This window comes from Mycobacterium sp. IEC1808 (genome assembly GCF_002101935.1).
Taxonomy (GTDB): domain Bacteria; phylum Actinomycetota; class Actinomycetes; order Mycobacteriales; family Mycobacteriaceae; genus Mycobacterium.
Map to the genome: position 1 here is coordinate 1 of NZ_LQPV01000072.1, position 19,919 is coordinate 19,919.

Sequence of the window (19,919 nt, forward strand, 5' to 3'; positions counted from 1 at the left end):
ACCCCACCCACCCCGGCTCGCTGGAGCCGTCGCGGGCGGCGCACCCCGACCAGCTGGAGCCCAGGCCCGCCCGGGAAGTGGCGCCCAGCACGCCGTCCGCCGCGAGCACCACCCGCCTGCAGGCCCAGCCATCAGAGCCCAAGACCGCGCGCCTCTCGGCACCCGCCAACTCAGCCCCCTGGCCGTCGGCGGCACCGCGGCCACCGGCGCCGCCGACGCCGTCCAGCGGTCAGACGCGGGCCATTCCGGTCCCCAGCAACCATTCCGGTGACGCGCCGGACCCCGCTGACATGCCGGACGCCGAGCCCACCACCGAGAAGCTCGACGCCCGGGGGCAAGGCGACAACGGCGACCGACGCCGCAGGGGCGCCGGCGGGGGCGTCAGCGCCCAGGATCTGCTGCGTCGCGAGGGACGGCTCTAAAGCCTGCTCAATCGGGCTGGTCCGGTTCCGCCTGGACGACGACCCCCGCCTCCTCGGCCTCTTCGGTCTGCTTTTCGGATTCGGCGGAGGGATCCTTGGCCAGCAGCACCTGAATCGCGTTGTTGAGGAACGCGACCGTCGGAACAGCGAGCAGCGCCCCGACGATCCCGGCGAGCACGCCGCCGGTGGAGATCGCCAGCACCACCGCGAGCGGATGGATCGAGACCGCGCGGCCCATCACCAGCGGCTGCAGCAAATGCGCCTCGAGCTGGTTCACCGCGATCAGCAAACCCAGCGTGATCAGCGCGTAGACGATGCCCTTGGCCAGCAGCGCGACCACCACCGCCAGCAGCCCCGAGACCAGGGCACCGATCAGGGGAATGAAGGCGCCGAGAAACACGACCGAGGCCAGCGGCAGCGCCAGCGGGATGCCCATGATCGCCAACCCGGTGCCGACGCCCGCGGCGTCGGTCAGGGCGACCAGGAAGGTGGCCCGCACGTAGCCGATCAGCGACCCGTATCCGGCGTTGCCCGCCTCGCGCACCCGGTCCCGGGCGTTCTCCGGGAAGATCTTGGTGACGTACTGCCAGATGTTGCGCCCGCCGTAGAGGAAGAAAATCAGCGTGAACAGGGCCAACACCGCGGCCGTCACCAGCTCGGTGATCGTGGCCGCGGTGGACAGCGCGCCGCTGGTCAGCTTGGACTGATTGTTGTGCAGCGCCTGGATCGCGGCGTTGCCCGCGTTGGAGATCTGTTCGCCGCGCAGATGCAACGGGCCCTCCATCAGCCACCGGCGGGAGGAGTCGATGCTGCGGCTGATCTGCTCGGTCAGGTCGGGCAGACCGTAGACGAATTGGATGATGACGAACGTCAGGATGCCGCCGAAGATCGCGAACCCGCCCAGCATGACCAGCGCCACCGCCGCCCCGCGCGGCAGGCCCCGCTTGTCGATCCAGTCGACGGCCGGAACCAGCAATGCGCTGACCATCAGCGCCAGCAACACCGGAACCACGATGACTTCGAGCTTCTGCACCACCCAGAGCAGTGCGAGCACCGCGGCCAGGATGGCCAGCAAACGCCACGCCCAGGCGGCGGCCTTTCGGACAAGGGGTTCGACCGACGCGGCCTCGAAGGCCTCCGCGGCTCGTTCGGGGTTTGCCGGCATCAGCCCAGCCTATCTGGCGTCGGTGCGCTCCGATCGGCCGTGACGGCGTCCCCGGCGCCACCGGACCCGGCACGATCCGGTTACGACCGCGACACAGTCGGAGCTTCGCCTCGCTGGCCGCGCCACCTGCGCGGTTACCCTAAAGCACGTGCCGCACCACGCACCCGCCCGCAAGCTGGACCTGACGCGCGAAGAGACCCCGCGCGGCAGGTACTGGTGGGTGCGCTGGGTGATCCTCGGCATCGTCGCGATCGTGCTTGCTGTGGAGATCGCACTGGGCTGGCACCAGTTGGCGAAAGCCTGGATGAGCCTGTACGAGGCCAACTGGTGGTGGCTCATCGCGTCGGTGGTGGCGGCGGCCGCGTCCATGCACAGCTTCGCCCAGATCCAGCGCACCCTGCTGAAGTCGGCCGGCGTGCATGTCAAGCAGCTGCGATCGGAGGCCGCGTTCTACGCCGCGAACTCGTTGAGCACGACGCTGCCCGGCGGGCCGGTGCTGTCGGCGACGTTTCTGTTCCGGCAGCAGCGGCTCTGGGGCGCCTCGACGGTGGTGGCCTCGTGGCAGCTGGTGATGTCGGGCGTGCTGCAGGCGGTGGGGCTGGCGCTGCTCGGCCTGGGCGGTGCCTTCTTCCTGGGGGCCAAGAACAACCCGTTCTCGCTGCTGTTCACGCTCGGCGGGTTCGTCGCGTTGCTGCTGTTGGCCCAGGCGGTCGCGTCGCGCCCGGACCTGATCGAGGGCATCGGCAGCCGGGTGCTGTCGTGGGTCAATTCGCTTCGCGGCAGGCCGGCCGACGCCGGCCTGGACAAGTGGCGCGAGACCCTCATGCAGCTCGAGTCGGTGAGCCTGGGCCGTCGGGACCTGGGCGTGGCGTTCAGTTGGTCGATGTTCAACTGGATCGCCGACGTCGCCTGCCTGGGGTTCGCGGCGTACGCCGCCGGCGACCACGCGTCGGTCGCCGGGCTGACGGTCGCGTATGCCGCCGCCCGCGCGGTCGGCACGATCCCGCTGATGCCGGGCGGCCTGCTGGTGGTCGAGGCGGTGCTGGTGCCCGGGCTGGTCTCCAGCGGGATGTCGTTGCCGAGCGCGATCTCGGCCATGCTGCTCTACCGGCTGATCAGCTGGCTGCTCATCGCCGCCATCGGCTGGGTGGTGTTCTTCTTCGTGTTCCGCACCGAGAACGTCGGCGATTCCGACGACGACGACCCCATCACCGGCCCGCTGGCCGTCGTGCGCGACCCCGGCGCGTCCACCGACCCGACCGAGACCGCCCTGCAGGGTCCGCTGCCGCCGCCGGAGCCCAGCCACGAAATCGGCCGCTAGGCAACGCTTTTCGGCCGTTCGGCCGGCCGAGCGTGAATCCTACGACGCAACACGCCGAGAACGCGTCGTGTAGTTCACACTCAGCGCTCGGCTTGGGCCATTTCCGGTTAGTGCGCGCCGCCGATCGTCACGCCGGGCAGCAGCGGGGCCGGGGCGCTACCGACCGGGGAGGCGCCCGGGGCGCCGCCGCCCGGCAGCGCGGGCACCCCGCCCGGCAGGCCGCCGGCCGCGCCCTGCGCCTGCTGCAGCATGCCCATCGCCTGCGGGATGCTGATCGGCAACTTGCACTGCGTCGACAGGCTGGTCAGCGGCGACGCGATCGACGTCATGTCGCCGGCCACCTTCGGGTTGGCCTCGAAGTAGGACTTGAGCCCGGTCAGCGACTGCGGGCCGGCCTGCTGTTGCAGCATCGAGGTCATCGTCTGGTTGGTCTCGGGATGCGAGTCCAGGTAGTCACCCATCGACTTGGAGACCGAGCCGATCGTGCGGGCGATCTCGCTGGCGGCGCACGGGTCGTTGGCGCCGGTCGCCGGCGGCCCGGCGAGGACGGCGACGGCCGCGGCGGGCACCGTGGTGGCCAGCAGCCCGGCGAAGATTCTGCGGCGCCTGGTCGCGGTGCCTGTCGTCATGGGTCACTCCTAGGAGTTTGCGAACGCGCGCGGCGTCTGGGGGCACATCGCAAAACGGTTGGCATGAACGGCTCTTCGTGACGGGGTTCCCCGCTCCCCCGCGCGGCCACCCGACATCCTGCCATCCGGACACCGCCCCTGCTACTTCGTGTGACCCACACCGCTGGGTCACTGGTTCACAACAACTGGGCAGCGTCTTGGCAACATCCGTGTCGTTGCAGCTCAGGATGCTGATAAGCCGACATAATCCACAGGCTGCTGCGGTATTCTCGCCTGCACGCATTGCGTGAGAACCCGGGGAGTGAAGAAATCCAGCAGTTCATGATGCGCCTCAGCCGCAGCCTGCGTAAGTACCGCTGGTTGGTCTTCACAGGCTGGTTGCTGGCATTGGTGCCGGCGGTCTATTTGGCGTTGACGCAGTCGGGCAACCTCACCGGCGGCGGTTTCGAAGTGGCCGGCTCCCAGTCGCTGGCGGTCCACGATCAGCTCGAGGACCTCTACCACGACCAGGGAGCGTCGTCGCTTGCGCTGGTGGCGGCCCCCCGCCCCGACGCCAGCTACGCCGACATCAACGACGCCGTCGCGCAGCTGCGGCAGATCGCCGGCGAGTTCCCCGGCGTCACCGAGGTCCCCAACCCCACCCAGCGGCCGCCGCAGCCCGACCGGCCGTACGTGATCTCGCTGCGGATGGACGCCCGCAACGCCGGTACCAGCGACCTCGCCAAGCAGTTGCGCCAAAAGGTCGGTATCAAGGGTGACCAGTCCGGCCAGACGGCGAACGGCCGGGTGCGGCTCTACGTGATCGGGCAGGGCGCCCTGTCGACCGCCGCCGCGGCGAACACCAAGCACGACATCGCGGCCGCCGAAAAGTGGAACCTGCCGATCATTCTGGTCGTCCTGCTGGCGGTGTTCGGTTCGCTGGCCGCCGCGACGATCCCGCTCGCCCTCGGCATCTGCACGGTCGTCGTCACGATGGGCCTGGTCTATTTCCTGTCGGCGTACACCACCATGTCGGTGTTCGTGACGTCGACGGTGTCGATGTTCGGGATCGCGCTGGCGGTGGATTATTCGCTGTTCATCCTGATGCGTTTCCGCGAGGAACTGCGCTCCGGGCGCCAGCAGAACGAGGCCGTGGACGCCGCGATGGCCACGTCGGGGCTGGCGGTGGTGTTGTCCGGCATGACCGTGATCGCCTCGCTGACCGGGATCTACATCATCAACACCCCGGCGCTGAAGTCGATGGCCACGGGCGCGATCCTGGCCGTGGCGGTGGCGATGCTGACGTCGGCCACCTTGACGCCGGCGGCGCTGGCGACGTTCGGCCGGGCGGCCGCCAAGCGCTCGCGCCTGCTGCACTGGTCGCGCCAGCCGGAGGGCGGGCAGTCCCGGTTCTGGATCCGGTGGATTTCAGCGGTGATGCGGCGGCCGTGGGCGTCGGCGGTGGCGGCCTCGGTGGTGCTCCTGGTCATGGCGGTGCCGACCGCGTCGATGGTGCTGGGCAACAGCCTGCTGCGCCAGTTCGACTCGTCCCATGAGATCCGCGCCGGTGTCGGCGCGGCCGCGCAGGCGCTCGGGCCCGGCGCGCTCGGGCCGATCCGGGTGCTGGTCACGTTTCCCGACGGCGGCGCGGCGTCGCCGGAGCACAGCCAGACGGTCAGCGCGATCCGGCAGCGAATGACGGAGGCGCCCAACATCGTTTCGGTGTCGCCCCCGCAGTTCGCCGAGGACAACGGCAGCGCCCTGCTGTCGGCGGTGTTGTCGGTCGACCCCGAGGACATGAAGGCCCGCGAGACCGTCGGCTGGATGCGCGCGCAGCTGTCCAAAATTCCCGACGCGGGAACCGCGCGCGTGGACGTGGGCGGCCCGACGGCGCTGATCAAGGACTTCGATGACCGGGTGTCGCAGACCGAGCCGCTGGTGCTGCTCTTCGTCGCGCTGATCGCGTTCGTGATGCTGTTGATCTCGATCCATTCGATCTTCCTGGCGCTCAAGGGCGTGCTGATGACGTTGCTGTCGGTCGCCGCCGCCTACGGCAGCCTGGTCGTGGTCTTCCAGTGGGGCTGGTTGAGCGACCTCGGTTTCACCCAGATCAGCTCGATCGACAGCACGGTGCCCCCGCTGGTGCTGGCGATGACGTTCGGGCTGTCGATGGACTACGAAATCTTCCTGCTCACCCGGATCCGGGAACGCTTCCTGCACTCCGGCAACACCCGCGACGCCGTCGCCTACGGCGTGAGCACCAGCGCGCGCACGATCACCAGCGCCGCCCTGATCATGATCGCGGTGTTCATCGGGTTCGCGTTCGCCGGCATGCCGCTGGTCGCCGAGATCGGTGTCGCGTGCGCCGTCGCGATCGCGGTTGACGCCACGGTGGTGCGGCTGGTCCTCGTCCCGGCGCTAATGGCGATGTTCGCCCAGTGGAACTGGTGGATGCCTCGGTGGCTGCGCCGCGTATTGCCGTCGGTCGACTTCGACCGGCCGCTGCCCCAGGTGGACCTCGGCGACGTGGTGGTCATTCCCGACGACATCTCGGCGCTGGCCGCGCCCAGTGCCGACCTGCGGATGGTGCTCAAGTCGTCCGCCAAGCTCAAGCACCTGGCGCCCGACGCCATCTGCGTGGCCGACCCGCTCGCCTTCACCGGTTGCGGGCGCAACGGCAAGACCGCGCCCTCGGCCCCGGCCGACACCCGCGGCCTCGGCCCCGGCCAGATCCCCCACCAGGTCGACATCGACGACGGCGGCGCGGGGGGCGGGGCGAACCCCGCCAGGGACGGCAGCAACGGCCACCCGCCCGCCAAGAAGCGAGTCGGCGGCCTGCCGTCGCGCAACGGGATCGCCCGCGCGATCGCCGGGGACCGGCCGGTTCATCCGGTCACGCTGTGGCGGGGCCGGCTGTCCGTCGCGATCGACGCGCTGGAGACCGACGCCTCCGCGGTCGATTGTCCCCAGTACGAGCGGCGCAGCCCGGTGGAGACCACCAACGTGCAACTGCCCACGGGCGATCGGCTGCTCGTGCCGACCGGCGCCGAGGCGCTGCGCCTCAAGGGCTACTTGATCATGTGCCGTAACAGCAGCCGCGATTACGCCGAATTTGCAGACATGGTTGACAACGTGGAACCGGAGACCGCCGCGGTGGTGCTGGCCGGCATGGACAGGTATTACTGTTGTCAAACACCCAGGCGGGAATGGATGGCCACCCAGTTGGTCCGCCGGCTCGCGGACCCCCATCCCTCCGATTTCAGCGACGAATGGTCGGATTCCGACGCGAAAGCGGACTGGGACGACGTCAGGCAGCGCTGCCTGTCGGTGGCCGTGGCGATGCTGGAGGAGGCGAGGTGACGTTGGCATCCGAACGGCGCCCGGCACCGCCGCCCGAGCGGCCCGCCGGCGAGCAACGCATGGACGGTGTCCCTGTTGCCGACACCGACCAGCCCGTCGAGTTCTGGCCCACGTCCGCGATCCGTTCGGCGCTGCAGGGCGGCGACATCGACACCTGGAAGCGCATCGCCGCGGCGCTGAAGCGCGACCCGTACGGCCGGACGGCCCGCCAGGTCGAAGAGGTGCTCGAGGGGACGCGGCCCTACGGCATCGCCAAAGCGCTGTGGGAGGTGCTGGAGCGCGCCCGCACCCACCTGGAGGCCAACGAGCGCGCGGAGGTGGCCCGGCACATCCGGCTGCTGATCGACCGCTCGGGCCTGGGCGAACAGGAATTCGCGTCGCGCATCGGGGTGTCGGCGCAGGACCTGGGCGCCTACCTCGACGGCAGCGTCAGCCCCACCTCCGCGCTGATGATCCGGATGCGCCGGCTGTCGGATCGATTCGTGAAGGTGAAGTCCGCGCGGTCGGCCGAATCCAACTGAGGAGTCAGCGGGCGTTGATCGGCGTCACGTTGGACACCAACCAGGCGTCGCCGCGCTTGGCCAGCGCCACCCGCAGCGCGGGCGCGGCCTGACTGGGCGGCTGCCCCGGGGTGTTCTGGGTAACCCGCAGGATCACCGCGACGCTGGCCGCCGTCGGACCCAGCGCCTCGACCCCCGCCGACAGCGTCGCGGCCTGCGCCGTCACGTTGTGCTGGGCCAGGTCCGCGCTGGACTTTCGGTACTGCTCCCGGAACGCGCCCGCCTGGTCGGGCACCATCATCGCCGCGGCCCGGTCAATGGAGCTGGTCGGAGCGCTCGGGGTGAACGACGCCATCGCCTCGGCCATGCCCGAGGCGACCTGGACCACCTCGCGGGTGTCGTTCTTGAAGTCGCGGTCCGTGCGCGTCCAGTGCGTGTACCCGGTCGCCACCGCCGCGCACAGGGCGGCCGCGCACAGGAACACGACGGCCAGCCGCAGCCCCGGGGCGTCGTCGTCGGTGCCGACGCTGACCGAATCGCGGCGCAGCAGCCAGAAGTTGACGCCCACTCCCTCGACGATCAGCAGCACCAGGACCGAGCACGCCGACACCCACCACAGCGGCCAGCCGAGGACGACCCCGATCATCCACAGCGCGGCGATCGCGGCCAGCGGGGCCGCGATGTCGAAGGCCAGCAGCCGCCAGATGTTCCTCATCGGATGGAACCCAGCCCGGAGATCATCAGCTTGCCGTCGACGTCGCAGACCTCGAGCCGCAGGTTCCAGTGCACCACCTGCGGTTTGGCGCCGACGTTCTCGCTCACCGACGTCGCGACCAGCATCACCGAGTCCATCCGGCTGGCGAACGGCGGCAGCTTGGTCGTGACGACCGGACGGGAAGTGCCCGGCTGGGTGTCCAGGTCGCGGTGCATCGTCTCGATGGCCACCGACTCGATGCGGCCGGCGCTCTGCGACTGCAGCTTCTGCACCACCTGCCGGTACGGGTCCACGGCCGCGTCGAAGTCCGTGTTGAGTTCCCCGACCGTGCCGTCGTGCAGCTTCTGCAGGCTGGCGTCGATGTTGCCGCTGTTCATGTTGATCAGCACGCCCGTCCACTCGGCGGCGGTCGCCATGACGCGGCTCAGGTAGACGCGTTCGGCGATCTCGTCGCGGTGCGCGGACCAGATGACGTAGCCGAGCACGACGGCGGCGACCGCCAGCACGCCGAGAACGGTCGACGCGATGCCGTAGATCGAGAAGATTCGCCCGCCCGCAGGCTCGGATTCGTCTTCGGATTCGACGTCGTCTTCGGTTTCGACATCCTCCGATTCCCCGTCGGCTTCGGATTCCAGGTCTGACATGGGCCGATCGTCGCATCCAAAAGAAGATGGAAGGATGGCGGGGTGACAGTAGAGGCCATCCGATCGGGCGTCGACCTGAGCTTTGTCGACGCGAACACACGCCCCCAAGACGACCTTTTCGGCCACGTCAACGGCCGCTGGCTGGCGGACTACGACATTCCCCCGGACCGGGCGACCGACGGCGCCTTTCGCGCGCTGTACGACCGGGCCGAAGAGCAGGTGCGCGATCTGATCGTGGAGGCCAGCGAGCAGGGCGCCGCCGAGGGGACGGATCAGCAACGCATCGGTGACCTCTACGCCAGTTTCCTCGACGAGGACACCGTCGAGCGCCGGGGCGTCCAGCCGTTGCTCGACGAGCTGGCGGTCATCGACGACTGCGCCGACACCGCGGCCCTGGCCGCCGCCGTCGGCGCCCTGCAGCGCACCGGCGTCGGCGGGGGTGTGGCGATGTACGTGGACACCGACGCCAAGAACTCGGCCCGCTACCTGGCGCACTTCGCGCAGTCCGGCATCGGCCTGCCCGACGAGTCCTATTTCCGCGAGGAGCGGCACGCCGAGGTGCTGGCCGCCTACCCGGGACACATCGCGCGGATGTTCGGCCTCGTCTACGGAGGCGACCCCGAGAGCCACGCGGACACCGCGGCCCGCATCGTGGCGCTGGAGGCCAAGCTCGCCGCCGCCCACTGGGACGTCGTCAAGCGCCGCGACGCCGACCTCACCTACAACTTGCGCACGTTCGCCGAGCTGCGGACCGACGCTTCCGGCTTCGACTGGGACGGCTGGGCGACCGCGCTGGGCGGCAATCCCGACTCGCTCGCGGAAGTTGTTGTGCGCCAACCGGATTACCTGGCCTCGTTCGCGGCGCTGTGGGACAGCGAAGACTTCGAGGACTGGAAGCGGTGGGCGCGTTGGCGGTTGATCCGCGCCCGCGCCGCCTGGCTCACCGACGACGTCGTCGCCGCGGACTTCGACTTCTACGGTCGCCTGCTGACCGGCACCGAGCAGATCCGGGATCGCTGGAAGCGGGCGGTGGCCCTAGTGGAAAGCCTGATGGGCGACGCCGTCGGAAAGCTTTACGTGCAGCGGCATTTCCCGCCGGGCGCCAAGGCCCGCGTGGACGCGCTGGTGGACAACCTGAAGGCGGCATACCGCCAGTCCATCGGCGAGCTGGACTGGATGACACCGCAGACCCGCGAGCGCGCGCTGGCCAAGCTGGAGAAGTTCACCGCCAAAGTGGGCTACCCGGAGAAGTGGCGTGACTACTCGAAGCTGGTCATCGACCGCAACGACCTGTACGGCAACTACCGGCGCGGGTATGCGGTCAACCACGACCGCGAGCTGGCCAAGCTCGGCGGCCCGGTGGACCGCGACGAGTGGTTCATGACGCCGCAGACCGTCAACGCCTATTACAACCCCGGGATGAACGAAATCGTCTTCCCCGCAGCCATTTTGCAGCCGCCGTTCTTCGACGCCGACGCCGACGACGCCGCCAACTACGGCGGGATCGGCGCGGTGATCGGCCATGAGATCGGGCACGGCTTCGACGACCAGGGCGCCAAGTACGACGGCGACGGCAACCTGGTCGACTGGTGGACCGACGAGGACCGCACCGAGTTCGGCGCCCGCACCAAGGCGCTCATCGAGCAGTACGACGCGTACGTGCCGCGCGGCCTCGGCGACGGCCACCACGTGAACGGCGCCTTCACCGTCGGGGAGAACATCGGCGACCTGGGCGGGTTGTCCATCGCGCTGCTGGCCTATCAGCTGTCGCTGAACGGCCGGCCCGCGCCCCTCATCGAGGGCCTGACCGGCGTGCAGCGCGTGTTCTACGGCTGGGCGCAGGTATGGCGCACCAAATCACGTGAGGCGGAAGCGATCCGGCGGCTGGCGGTCGACCCGCACTCCCCGCCGGAGTTCCGCTGCAACGGCGTGGTCCGCAACATGGACGCGTTTTACGACGCCTTCGGCGTGGCCGAGGGCGACGGGCTGTACCTGGCGCCGGCGAACCGGGTCAGGATCTGGAACTAGGGCCCCCCTTTTTTGGCGCCAGCAGACGCAAAAGCCCCTAGTTTCGGCCCTAAACGGGAGCTTTAACGTCCGCTCGGCATGCTTCGATGCGCGCCGGCACGTGCTTGTGCCACGGCGTGCCCGCGTAGGGGTCGCGCCATTCCGTGGAAGTGAGCGAGTTGGGCGCGACCCCGGGGACAACGGTGCGCCCGTCCTCGCCGACGTAGTCCAGCCCGAAACCGTTGGGCAGCGCGGCGTGCCCGGCCAGCATGGTCTCGGTGACCTCGACGGTCGCCTCGGCGCTGCCGGCCGCGGTGCTGACCCGCGCCCGTCCCCCGTCGACGAGCCCCAGCACCTGGGCGTCCTCGACGCTGACGCGCAGCGCCCCGTCGGCGTCGCGTTTGCGCCAGGACGGGTCACGGAAGATGTCGTTGGCGGTGTACGCGCGCCGCTCGCCGACCGACAGCACGATCGGGAAATCCGGCGTGGTCAGCTGGGGCGGTGCCGCCGCCAAAGCCCTTAGGTCGTCCAGCATTTCGGGGATCTCCAGCGCGATCTTGTGGTCGGCGTGGCTGATCAGCGCGAAGTCGTCCTCGTAGGTGTGCAGGGTGAACGTGACCCCGGACGGGTTGTCGAGAATCGCGTCGAACAGCGCGTTGCCGTCGGCGTGGCCGGCCCGCCGTACCGCCTCCGGGTAGGCCATGGCGGTCTTCTGGGCCAGGCCCCACGCGGCGGCCGCGCCCGCCAATCCGTCGGGCAGCGTCGGCCCCAGGGTCTCGTAGAGCACGTACGGAACCAGCTTCGCCACAGTGGGATTGGTCGCAACCGCACCGAGGAAGGCCTCGGCATACTCCTGGCGGCCCCGGCGCGCGGCCTCGCGCAGCGGGCGCAGGTCGGCCTCGTCGAGCACGCCCAGCGCGCGCACCAGACGGGCCCAGATCTCCGGCTCGGGCAGCGTCCCGGGCAGCGGCTCGAGCAGCGGCCGGCGCAATTGAAAAGCGTTGCCGGGGAATTCGAAGTTGAAGAAGGTCGCCTCGGGCTTCTCGAACTGGGACGCCGCGGGCAGCACGTAGTGGGCGAGCCGTGCGGTCTCGGTCATCGCGACGTCCACGACGACCATCAGCTCCAGCGCCTGGAAGGCCTCGCGGCAGGCCGCCGAATTGGCCAGCGAGTGCGCGGGATTGGCGCTTTCGACGATCATGGCGCGGAAGCGGTCCGGGTGATCGGTGAGGATCTCCTCGGGCACCACGTTGCTCGGAATCAGCCCGGAGATGATGGGCGCACCGGTGACGGGCGTGCGACCGGAGACCTGGCTGAACAGCGGCGCGAACGACGAATGCAGGTGCTGCCCACCCTTTTTGGCGAAGTTGCCGGTGAGGATCCACAGCAGCTTGTTCAGGTAGGAGCACAGGGTGCTGTTGGGCGCCTGCTGGATCCCGAGGTCCTCGAACACCGCCGCGCTCTCGGCGGCGCCGATGCGCCGCGCCGCCGCGCGCAACAGCTCCTCGTCGACCCCGCAGCGCTGGGCGTAGTCGCCGACCGGGACGTCACGCAGCGCGGCCCGGACGACGTCGGCGCCGCGCACGTGCTGGGCGAGAAACGCTTCGTTGCAAAGGTTTTCCTGGACGAGGACGGCGGCCAGCGCGGCCAGGCACCAGGCGTCGGTCCCGGGCCGCACCCGCAGGTGGAAGTCGGCCATCTTGGCCGTGTCGGTGACGACGGGGTCGATCACGATCATCGACCGGGCCGGGTCCTTGGCGATCTCGTTGAGCACCACCCGGGCGCGGGGAAAGCTCTGCGACATCCACGGGTTCTTGCCGACGAACACCGACACTTCGGCGTGCTCGAACTCGCCCCGGGTGTGACCGCCATAGAGGTGCCCGTCGACCCAGGCCTCGCCGGTCTTCTCCTGCGCCAACGCATTTGACCGGTAGCGGGCCCCGAGCGCCTTCAGGAACGCGCCGCTGTAGGCGCCGCCCAGGTGGTTGCCCTGCCCGCCGCCGCCGTAGTAGAAGATCTTGTCGCCGCCGTAGGCGTCGCGGATGTGCCTGAAGCCCTCGGCGATCTCGACGATGGCGGTGTCCCAGTCGATCTCCTCGAAGGTGCCGTCGGCGCGGCGCCGCATCGGCGAGGTCAGGCGGGCGCGGTTGTTCTGGTAGTGGTCCAGCCGCAGCGCCTTGTTGCAGGTGTATCCCTGCGAGGCGGGGTTCGCCTTGTCGCCGCGGATGCGGGCCAGGCGGCGATCTTCGACCTGGACGACGATGCCGCAGTTGCATTCGCAGAGGATGCACGCGGTGGGCTGCCAGTCGGTGGTGGTCATTGCGAATTCCTCTCGGAGAGCTCGGCCGCGAGCAGTCGGTGTAGCTGGCGGTGCACGACATCAAGGGGCGTCAGGTCGCGCCGCACCCGGGCCAGCACGATCGCGCCCTCGAGCGCGCTGGTCGCCAGCACGGCCAGCTCGCCCGCCCGATCCGCGGCAATCCCGTCGGCGACGAAGCGCGCGGCGATCAGGTCGGACCAGCGGTCGAACACCGCGGCCGCGCGCTCGACTACCGGCGTCATGCGCTCGCGGTCGGATTGCTCGCCGGCCTCGACGGACACCGCGACGACGGGACATCCCGCGCGGAAGTCGCTGTCGAGCAGCTGGCGGCGGTACTTGTCGATCAGCGCGTCCAGCAGCTCGGCGCTGCCCGCGGCCTCGGTGATGAAGGCGGCCACGTGCTCGCCGGCGTAGTCGACGGCCTCGCAGAGCAGCTGGGTGCGCCCGCCCGGGAAGTAGTGATAGGCCGAACCACGCGGCGCGCCGCTGTGCTCGAGAACGTCGGAGATGGCCGTGGCGTGCGCGCCGCGCTCCCTGATCAGCAGCGCGGCCGAAACCACCATCCGCTCGCGGGGGCTACGCATATGTATGATGCTATACATAATCCGCGGCGCACAGAAGACCCCGCGCGAGAAGAAACAAAATCGCCCTATTCCCAGCCGGAATGGACGATTTTGCCGGGGGTACCTCCCGCTTGCGGGGGACTGCTGGCGCTAGTTGATCCAGTCGCTGGAGCCGTCGTGCTTCTGGTAGTCGCCGCCGGTGGAGTTCTTCACGATGATCGGATCGCCGGGCCCGAAGTTGTCGAAGAACCACCGGGCGTTGCTCGGGCTGATGTTGATGCAACCGTGGCTGACGTCGCGCTTGCCCTGGTCGTCCACCGACCACGGCGCGCTGTGCACGAAGTCGCCGACGTTGTCGAAGCGCACGGCCAGCTCGACGGTCACCTTGTAGCCGTAGGTCGAGTTGACCGGGACCCCGTAGGTGGAGGAGTCCATCACCACCGAGGGCATCTTCTCTTGCACGTAGTAGGTGCCGTTGGGGGTCTGGTGGTTGCCGGACGTCATGCCCATCGACATCGGGATGGTCTTCTCCACGGTGCCGTTGCGGGTGACCGTCAGCTGGTGCGTGGAGTCGTCCGCCGTGGCGACCAGCGTGTCACCGGTTTGGAAGCTGGACACGGTGCCCCCCGCGTCGACGGTCACCGCGGTGTGCGCAGGCCAGAAGCTCAGCGGGCGCCAGCGCAGCTGCGTCGGGGTCATCCAGTAGAACTTGCCCGGCACCGGCGGGGTCGACATCACGTGCACGGCGTCGATGGCCGCGCCCGCGTCGTCGACCCGCCCGGGGAAGTTGATGATGATCGGCTGGGCCACGCCTACCGTCGAGCCGTTCTTCGGGACGATCGAGGGCGCCCCGAACGGTGCGGTGCCGGTGAACGGTGTCGGGTTCTGCCCGGCGGCCGGGCCCGAGGCCGCCGGCTGGGCGCCCGGGAAGGTGAACGGCGGCGGCGCGAGCGGGTCGGCGGGCGGCGGCGCCGCGACGGGCGGGGGCGCGGGCGCCGCGGGTGGGTCCGCGGGCGCCGCGACGGTCCCCGGGTCACCGGGTGCCTGATCCGGGTCCGCAAGCGCGGGAACCGCGCCCAGCACCAGTGCCCCGCTCAAGATGGAGGCCAATCCGGCTGCCTTCAGAGCCGCGAACATATGCATCCCTTCGGTCGCTTACTCCGAAATAGTGTGGCATAGGGCATACCCCAGCTACCTACTCCACAGCGGGCGGCGCACCGATGCGCGGCCCGGATCTCGCCCCTGACCTGGGCAGCTATGAATTGCGTGAGCTTGCCGCGGCAACGTCCTGCTGGGGGTCCAGCATCTGCCGATTGGCCGCCATGCCCGCCAGCGCGGCGCCCATCAGGCCCGCGGAGGCGGTCAGCATCAGCGCGACGCTCCGCTCGTACAACAGTCCGCCGGCCAGCGAGCCGGCCATGATGCCCACCTGAAACGCCGTCACGTACAGGCCCGAGGCGCCGTCGGGGTCGTCGGCCCCGTTGCGCATCGCGGCGGACTGCAGCATCGGCGAGACGGCGGTGGCCATGGCCCCCCACAACACGATGGCCGCAATCCCGATCAGCGCGACCGAATAGGGGGCCACGCCGCGTCCGCCGCCGAACGCGAGCGCGGTCAGCACCACGAACGCGGCGGTCAACCCCGCCATGCAGATCAACACGGCGCCCCTGGGGCGGCGGTCCAGGGGGCGCGCCACCATGCCCACCGCGACCACCCCGGCGGCGCCGTAGGCGGCCAGCACCCAGGCGAGGTTCGGTCCGCGCACGCCGACGACCTCGCGGATGATCACCACGATGTAGGTGTACGACACGAAATGGCCGGTGACGCCGACCATGGTGATGAGGCTGACGACGATCAGGGCGCGATTGCGGTGATGCCGCGCCCGCGGGCCGACACACTTGAGCTGGTCAGCGGACAGCACCAGCTCGGGCAGCAACAGCCAGGCCGCCACGGTCACGACGGCCGCGGCGACGGTGACGCAGACCGCGGCCAGCCGCCAGCCCCACATCAGGCTCAGGGCGGCGGTGAGCGGGCTGCCGATCACCAGCGCCAGGCTGGTGCCGATGTAGATGGACATGGTGGCGCGTCCCGCGTGGCTCGGCGGCACCAGCCGAGTGGCGATCGGGGCGATGATCGACCACAGCAGCCCGTGGGTGAGCGCGCACAGCACCCGCCCCACGGCCAGCACGGCGAAGTTCGGCGCCAGCGCCGAGATGAGTTGCGAGACGGTTAGGCACACCAGGCTGACGACCAACGCCCGCCGGCGCGGCCAGTGCGCCGTCCAGCGCACCAGCGGGAACGTCGACAGCGCCGCCACCAGCGCGTACCAGGTCAGCAGGGTTCCGACCAACACGACGCTGACCTGCAGGTTGCGCGCGATCGCCGAGAGCGCGCCCACCGGCAGGATTTCAGCCGTGACGTAGGTGAAGGCCGCGGCCGCCAGCACCGCCAGCTGCGCCGCGACCCGTGGCGTCCACGTTCGCGCGGCAGTGGTGGCGGCTTCGACAGTCATAGGATCTGGTACGCAATCGGCCGGGCATGGCTGGTTGGCGAAATCACGCTGCACCTACCGTACGCACCGCAACAATAGGTTCCCCGCAGTTAGCGGTTCAACACGCCTACCGAGAAGTGATCAGGAACGGACCAGGCGCGCGATGGCGGCCGAGGCCTCGGCCAGCTTGTCGTCCGCCTCGTCCCCGCCCTCGGCGACGGCCCGGGTCACGCAGTGGTTCAGGTGCTCGTCGAGCAGATTCAGCGCCACCGAGCGCAGGGCGCTGTTGACCGCGCTGATCTGGGTGAGGACGTCGATGCAGTACTTGTCTTCCTCGATCATCCGCGCGATGCCGCGCACCTGGCCCTCGATGCGTCGCAGCCGCTTGGCGTAGTTGTCCTTCTGCTGCGAGTATCCGTGCTCGGTCGTCATACACCCATGGTACTTGGTACCCCGACGGGGTATGCCGGCAAATATCGGCTTGGCCGCGCCACGCATACTTACACGATGTCCGTTAACAAGGCCCCTGACATCAAGCCCCGTAGTCGTGACGTCACCGACGGCCTGGAGAAGGCCGCCGCCCGCGGCATGCTCCGCGCCGTAGGCATGGGGGACGAGGACTTCGCCAAGCCGCAGATCGGGGTCGCGTCGTCGTGGAACGAGATCACGCCGTGCAACCTGTCGCTGGACCGGCTCGCCAAGGCGGTCAAGGAGGGGGTGTTCTCGGCCGGCGGGTACCCGCTCGAGTTCGGCACCATCTCGGTTTCCGACGGCATCTCGATGGGGCACGAGGGGATGCATTTCTCGCTGGTGTCCCGCGAGGTGATCGCCGACAGCGTCGAGACCGTGATGCAGGCCGAGCGCCTGGACGGCTCGGTGCTGCTGGCGGGGTGCGACAAGTCGCTGCCGGGGATGCTGATGGCGGCGGCGCGGCTGGACCTGGCGGCGGTGTTCCTCTACGCCGGCTCGATCCTGCCGGGGGTGGCCAAGCTGTCCGACGGCAGCGAACGCGAGGTCACGATCATCGACGCGTTCGAGGCGGTGGGCGCCTGCGCCCGCGGCCTGATGCCCCGCGAGGACGTCGACGCGATCGAGCGTGCCATCTGCCCGGGCGAGGGCGCGTGCGGCGGCATGTACACCGCCAACACCATGGCCAGCGCCGCCGAGGCGCTCGGCATGTCGCTGCCGGGCAGCGCGGCCCCGCCGGCGACCGATCGCCGCCGCGACGGGTTCGCGCGGCGCAGCGGCCAGGCCGTCGTCGAGCTGCTGCGGCGCGGCATCACCGCCCGCGACATCCTCACCAAGGAGGCCTTCGACAACGCGATCGCCGTGGTGATGGCGTTCGGCGGGTCGACCAACGCGGTGCTGCACCTGCTGGCCATCGCGCGCGAGGCCGACGTCGAGCTGTCCCTCGACGACTTCAGCCGGATCGGTTCGAAGGTGCCGCACCTGGCCGACGTCAAGCCGTTCGGCCGCCACGTCATGTCCGACGTCGACCACATCGGCGGCGTCCCGGTGGTGATGAAGGCCCTGCTCGACGCGGGCCTGCTGCGCGGCGACTGCCTGACGGTGACCGGCAAGACGGTGGCCGAGAACCTGGCCGCGATCGCCCCGCCCGACCCGGACGGCAAGGTGCTGCGCGCGCTCGCCGACCCGATCCACCCGACCGGGGGGATCACGATCCTGCGCGGATCGCTGGCGCCCGAGGGCGCCGTGGTCAAGACGGCCGGCTTCGACTCCGACGTGTTCGAAGGCACCGCAAGGGTTTTCGACGGCGAACGGGCCGCGCTGGACGCCCTGGAGGACGGGACCATCACCGGGGGCGACGCCGTCGTGATCCGCTACGAGGGGCCCAAGGGCGGGCCCGGGATGCGCGAGATGCTCGCTATCACCGGCGCCATCAAGGGCGCCGGGCTCGGCAAGGACGTGCTGCTGCTGACCGACGGGCGGTTCTCCGGCGGCACCACCGGTCTGTGCGTGGGCCACATCGCCCCGGAGGCGGTCGACGGCGGACCGATCGCGCTGCTGCGCGACGGCGACCGCATCCGGCTGGACGTGGCCGGCCGCACCCTCGACGTGTTGACCGAACCGGCCGAATTCGAGGCGCGGCGAAGGGATTTCACGCCCCCGGAGCCGCGCTACAAGACCGGCGTGCTGGCCAAGTACGTCAAGTTGGTGAGCTCGGCGGCAATCGGCGCGGTCTGCGGCTAGCCGCCATTTGCAATGCGGCTAGCCGCCTATTCTATTGCGCCCCAACAGCTATGCGTGGGTGGCCGCCTCGCGCGTGCGCACGCCGAAGTAGGTGGCGTTCAGGCCCAGGACTGTCAGCAACCCGCCCGCGACGACGTTCGACCAGATCATGCCGGCGGTTGCGGTGAATCCGGGCAGCACCCACGGTGCGACGACGAGCCACGCGCCGAGCACCGGCAGCGTCCACGTAATGCCGTGCGCGCGATCCAGCGCAGTTGCGAAACCGTACGCCAAGAACGCCACCGCGATGCCGACGATCAGGTCGGACGTGGCAAGCGATCCCGTCGCGCTGAATCCCACCATCCACGGTGACGCCGCCACGTACAGGCCCGTCAGCAGGGCCAGACCGAAGGTGACGTGCGCGCTCATCGACTCGGCGACGCGCTCGTAATTCGCGCGCAGAGCCAACAAATCGGGGTGGTGATCTATTGATGAATGGACCGTACTCATTTTGTGACCTTTCTGTTATGCAGCAAGCCTTTTGAGGTTGACTGCACCCATCCATCCGCTGTCAAGATTACGCTCGGACGTCACCCAATTCGAGAGACCGCGTAGCGTCGTGGGTATGGACATCGCCGACCGGCTGCGGCTCGACGTGCCGGTGGGGCAGGCCGGAATGGGCGGCGGCATTGCGCAGGCGCCGCTGGCCGCCGCGGTCGCCGACGCCGGCGGCCTCGGCACCCTCGGCATCGCCACCGCCCGCCAGCTACGCGCGTCGATCGATCAGGTGCGCGAGCGGGCGCCCGGGCGCGCGGTCGCGGTAAATCTGTTGATGCACTTCGTCCATCGCCACCACGTCACGGTCTGCGTCGACGCCCACGTGGACGCCGTCGTGCTGGCGTTCGGCGAAAAGCGCGGGCTCGTCGAGCACCTACGCGAGGCGGGAATCTTCGTGTTCGTGATGGTCGGTACCGAGGAGCGGGCGCGTGCCGCGATCGCCTGGGGCGCCGACGGTTTGATCGCCCAGGGACGCGAGGCCGGCGGCCACCTCGTCGGCACCATGCCCGCGCTGGACTTCCTGTCCCGGGCCCTGCGGGCGGCCGGGAAGCGACCGGTGTTCCTGGCCGGCGGCATCGCCACCGCCGCCGACACGCGCGCCGCGTTGGACGCCGGGGCCAGCGGCGTCATCGCCGGCACGCGGTTCCTGTTGACGCACGAGGCCAACGCGAGTCGCGAGTACCAGCGGCGAGTCATCAACGCGGACAGGACCATTGAGACGGACCTGTTCGGCCTGAGCTGGCCGCTGCGTCACCGTGTCGTGCCCAACGCGGCGACCCGGCGCTGGTGCGGCGACGACGGGAAGGCCAAGGCCCTGCCCGCCGCCCTCAACGCGGCGAGCCGCCCGCTGGCGGTGCTGGGTTATTTCGACGCCGGCGCGCTGATGCGGCTGCAATCGCCGGGCCGCCCGTTCTTCACCCCACTGGCTCCGGTGGCCGGGGTGCCCGATTCCTGGCTGGACAGCGCCGCCCTGTATGCCGGCGAAACCGCCTTGCGCATAAGCGAACTCACGTCCGCCGCGCAAGCGGTCGCCGACCTCGCCCCGCGCTGAGGCA

At 69.8% G+C, this 19,919-nt stretch carries 16 protein-coding genes and 1 pseudogene; 7 read left to right on the forward strand and 10 right to left on the reverse strand.

Going from position 1 to position 19,919, the window contains the following annotated elements; translation table 11 throughout:
• Nucleotides 1–422: pseudogene (locus AWB92_RS29935) on the forward strand (hypothetical protein); the annotation flags it as partial.
• Between the two features lie 7 nt (nt 423–429).
• Here the strand turns inward: AWB92_RS29935 and AWB92_RS28905 are convergent.
• Complete coding sequence (locus AWB92_RS28905) at nt 430–1,587, reverse strand: AI-2E family transporter (protein ID WP_085191829.1); 1,158 nt, start codon at nt 1,585–1,587, stop codon at nt 430–432.
• 148 nt (nt 1,588–1,735) lie between these two features.
• On the opposite strand from AWB92_RS28905, the gene AWB92_RS28910 reads away from it, so the two are divergent.
• The gene (locus AWB92_RS28910) at nt 1,736–2,908 is read left to right on the forward strand and encodes a YbhN family protein (RefSeq protein WP_085191831.1); all 1,173 of its coding nucleotides are present in this window, start codon (nt 1,736–1,738) and stop codon (nt 2,906–2,908) included.
• Between the two features lie 107 nt (nt 2,909–3,015).
• Here AWB92_RS28910 and AWB92_RS28915 read toward each other — a convergent pair whose 3' ends face one another.
• Complete coding sequence (locus AWB92_RS28915) at nt 3,016–3,537, reverse strand: hemophore (RefSeq protein WP_085191833.1); 522 nt, start codon at nt 3,535–3,537, stop codon at nt 3,016–3,018.
• A gap of 321 nt (nt 3,538–3,858) precedes the next feature.
• Here AWB92_RS28915 and AWB92_RS28920 point away from each other — a divergent pair, with 321 nt between their 5' ends.
• Both AWB92_RS28920 and AWB92_RS28925 read left to right on the forward strand, forming a co-directional pair.
• Nucleotides 3,859–6,876 carry an MMPL family transporter gene (locus AWB92_RS28920; protein WP_085191835.1) on the forward strand — a complete coding sequence of 1,006 codons (3,018 nt, stop codon included), beginning with the start codon at nt 3,859–3,861 and terminating at the stop codon, nt 6,874–6,876.
• A 59-nt stretch (nt 6,877–6,935) separates the two neighbouring features.
• Nucleotides 6,936–7,397, forward strand: a complete 462-nt coding sequence (locus AWB92_RS28925; RefSeq protein ID WP_241523639.1) for an XRE family transcriptional regulator — start codon at nt 6,936–6,938, stop codon at nt 7,395–7,397.
• 4 nt (nt 7,398–7,401) lie between these two features.
• Here the strand turns inward: AWB92_RS28925 and AWB92_RS28930 are convergent, their stop codons facing one another.
• Complete coding sequence (locus tag AWB92_RS28930) at nt 7,402–8,091, reverse strand: hypothetical protein (protein WP_085191839.1); 690 nt, start codon at nt 8,089–8,091, stop codon at nt 7,402–7,404.
• On the reverse strand, nt 8,088–8,735 hold the full coding sequence (locus AWB92_RS28935; protein ID WP_085191841.1) for a hypothetical protein: 648 nt from the start codon (nt 8,733–8,735) through the stop codon (nt 8,088–8,090). Before AWB92_RS28935 ends, AWB92_RS28930 begins: the two co-directional genes overlap by 4 nt.
• Before the next feature lie 42 nt (nt 8,736–8,777).
• On the opposite strand from AWB92_RS28935, the gene AWB92_RS28940 reads away from it, so the two are divergent.
• On the forward strand, nt 8,778–10,763 hold the full coding sequence (locus AWB92_RS28940; protein ID WP_085191843.1) for a M13 family metallopeptidase: 1,986 nt from the start codon (nt 8,778–8,780) through the stop codon (nt 10,761–10,763).
• A 49-nt stretch (nt 10,764–10,812) separates the two neighbouring features.
• Here AWB92_RS28940 and AWB92_RS28945 read toward each other — a convergent pair whose 3' ends face one another.
• The 5 genes from AWB92_RS28945 to AWB92_RS28965 form a co-directional block, all read right to left on the reverse strand.
• Complete coding sequence (locus tag AWB92_RS28945; protein WP_085191845.1) at nt 10,813–13,062, reverse strand: molybdopterin-dependent oxidoreductase; 2,250 nt, start codon at nt 13,060–13,062, stop codon at nt 10,813–10,815.
• Nucleotides 13,059–13,646: a TetR/AcrR family transcriptional regulator gene (locus AWB92_RS28950; protein WP_085191847.1), complete on the reverse strand. Its 588-nt coding sequence runs from the start codon at nt 13,644–13,646 to the stop codon at nt 13,059–13,061. The genes AWB92_RS28945 and AWB92_RS28950 overlap by 4 nt, the downstream gene beginning before the upstream one ends.
• 129 nt (nt 13,647–13,775) lie before the next feature.
• The gene (locus AWB92_RS28955; RefSeq protein WP_241523638.1) at nt 13,776–14,762 is read right to left on the reverse strand and encodes a L,D-transpeptidase; all 987 of its coding nucleotides are present in this window, start codon (nt 14,760–14,762) and stop codon (nt 13,776–13,778) included.
• 118 nt (nt 14,763–14,880) lie between these two features.
• On the reverse strand, nt 14,881–16,137 hold the full coding sequence (locus tag AWB92_RS28960; protein WP_085191851.1) for an MFS transporter: 1,257 nt from the start codon (nt 16,135–16,137) through the stop codon (nt 14,881–14,883).
• Nucleotides 16,138–16,257: 120 nt separating this feature from the next.
• Complete coding sequence (locus AWB92_RS28965; protein WP_067005235.1) at nt 16,258–16,548, reverse strand: metal-sensitive transcriptional regulator; 291 nt, start codon at nt 16,546–16,548, stop codon at nt 16,258–16,260.
• A 75-nt stretch (nt 16,549–16,623) separates the two neighbouring features.
• On the opposite strand from AWB92_RS28965, the gene ilvD reads away from it, so the two are divergent.
• The gene (gene ilvD / locus AWB92_RS28970; protein WP_085191853.1) at nt 16,624–18,327 is read left to right on the forward strand and encodes a dihydroxy-acid dehydratase; all 1,704 of its coding nucleotides are present in this window, start codon (nt 16,624–16,626) and stop codon (nt 18,325–18,327) included.
• 48 nt (nt 18,328–18,375) lie between these two features.
• Here ilvD and AWB92_RS28975 read toward each other — a convergent pair whose 3' ends face one another.
• Nucleotides 18,376–18,816: an SPW repeat protein gene (locus tag AWB92_RS28975; protein WP_085191855.1), complete on the reverse strand. Its 441-nt coding sequence runs from the start codon at nt 18,814–18,816 to the stop codon at nt 18,376–18,378.
• A 115-nt stretch (nt 18,817–18,931) separates the two neighbouring features.
• Here AWB92_RS28975 and AWB92_RS28980 point away from each other — a divergent pair, with 115 nt between their 5' ends.
• The gene (locus tag AWB92_RS28980) at nt 18,932–19,915 is read left to right on the forward strand and encodes a nitronate monooxygenase (RefSeq protein ID WP_085191857.1); all 984 of its coding nucleotides are present in this window, start codon (nt 18,932–18,934) and stop codon (nt 19,913–19,915) included.
• The last annotated feature ends 4 nt before the right edge of the window (nt 19,916–19,919 follow it).

Coding starts and splice junctions, on each gene's coding strand:
- AWB92_RS28915 (WP_085191833.1), bottom strand. CDS start 3,537: ATGACGACAGGCACCGCGACCAGGCGCCGCAGAATCTTCGCCGGGCTG.
- AWB92_RS28935 (WP_085191841.1), bottom strand. CDS start 8,735: ATGTCAGACCTGGAATCCGAAGCCGACGGGGAATCGGAGGATGTCGAA.
- AWB92_RS28950 (WP_085191847.1), bottom strand. CDS start 13,646: ATGCGTAGCCCCCGCGAGCGGATGGTGGTTTCGGCCGCGCTGCTGATC.
- AWB92_RS28955 (WP_241523638.1), bottom strand. CDS start 14,762: ATGTTCGCGGCTCTGAAGGCAGCCGGATTGGCCTCCATCTTGAGCGGG.
- AWB92_RS28980 (WP_085191857.1), top strand. CDS start 18,932: ATGGACATCGCCGACCGGCTGCGGCTCGACGTGCCGGTGGGGCAGGCC.
- AWB92_RS28975 (WP_085191855.1), bottom strand. CDS start 18,816: ATGAGTACGGTCCATTCATCAATAGATCACCACCCCGATTTGTTGGCT.
- AWB92_RS28960 (WP_085191851.1), bottom strand. CDS start 16,137: ATGACTGTCGAAGCCGCCACCACTGCCGCGCGAACGTGGACGCCACGG.
- AWB92_RS28925 (WP_241523639.1), top strand. CDS start 6,936: ATGGACGGTGTCCCTGTTGCCGACACCGACCAGCCCGTCGAGTTCTGG.
- AWB92_RS28930 (WP_085191839.1), bottom strand. CDS start 8,091: ATGAGGAACATCTGGCGGCTGCTGGCCTTCGACATCGCGGCCCCGCTG.
- AWB92_RS28905 (WP_085191829.1), bottom strand. CDS start 1,587: ATGCCGGCAAACCCCGAACGAGCCGCGGAGGCCTTCGAGGCCGCGTCG.
- ilvD (WP_085191853.1), top strand. CDS start 16,624: ATGTCCGTTAACAAGGCCCCTGACATCAAGCCCCGTAGTCGTGACGTC.
- AWB92_RS28945 (WP_085191845.1), bottom strand. CDS start 13,062: ATGACCACCACCGACTGGCAGCCCACCGCGTGCATCCTCTGCGAATGC.
- AWB92_RS28920 (WP_085191835.1), top strand. CDS start 3,859: ATGATGCGCCTCAGCCGCAGCCTGCGTAAGTACCGCTGGTTGGTCTTC.
- AWB92_RS28965 (WP_067005235.1), bottom strand. CDS start 16,548: ATGACGACCGAGCACGGATACTCGCAGCAGAAGGACAACTACGCCAAG.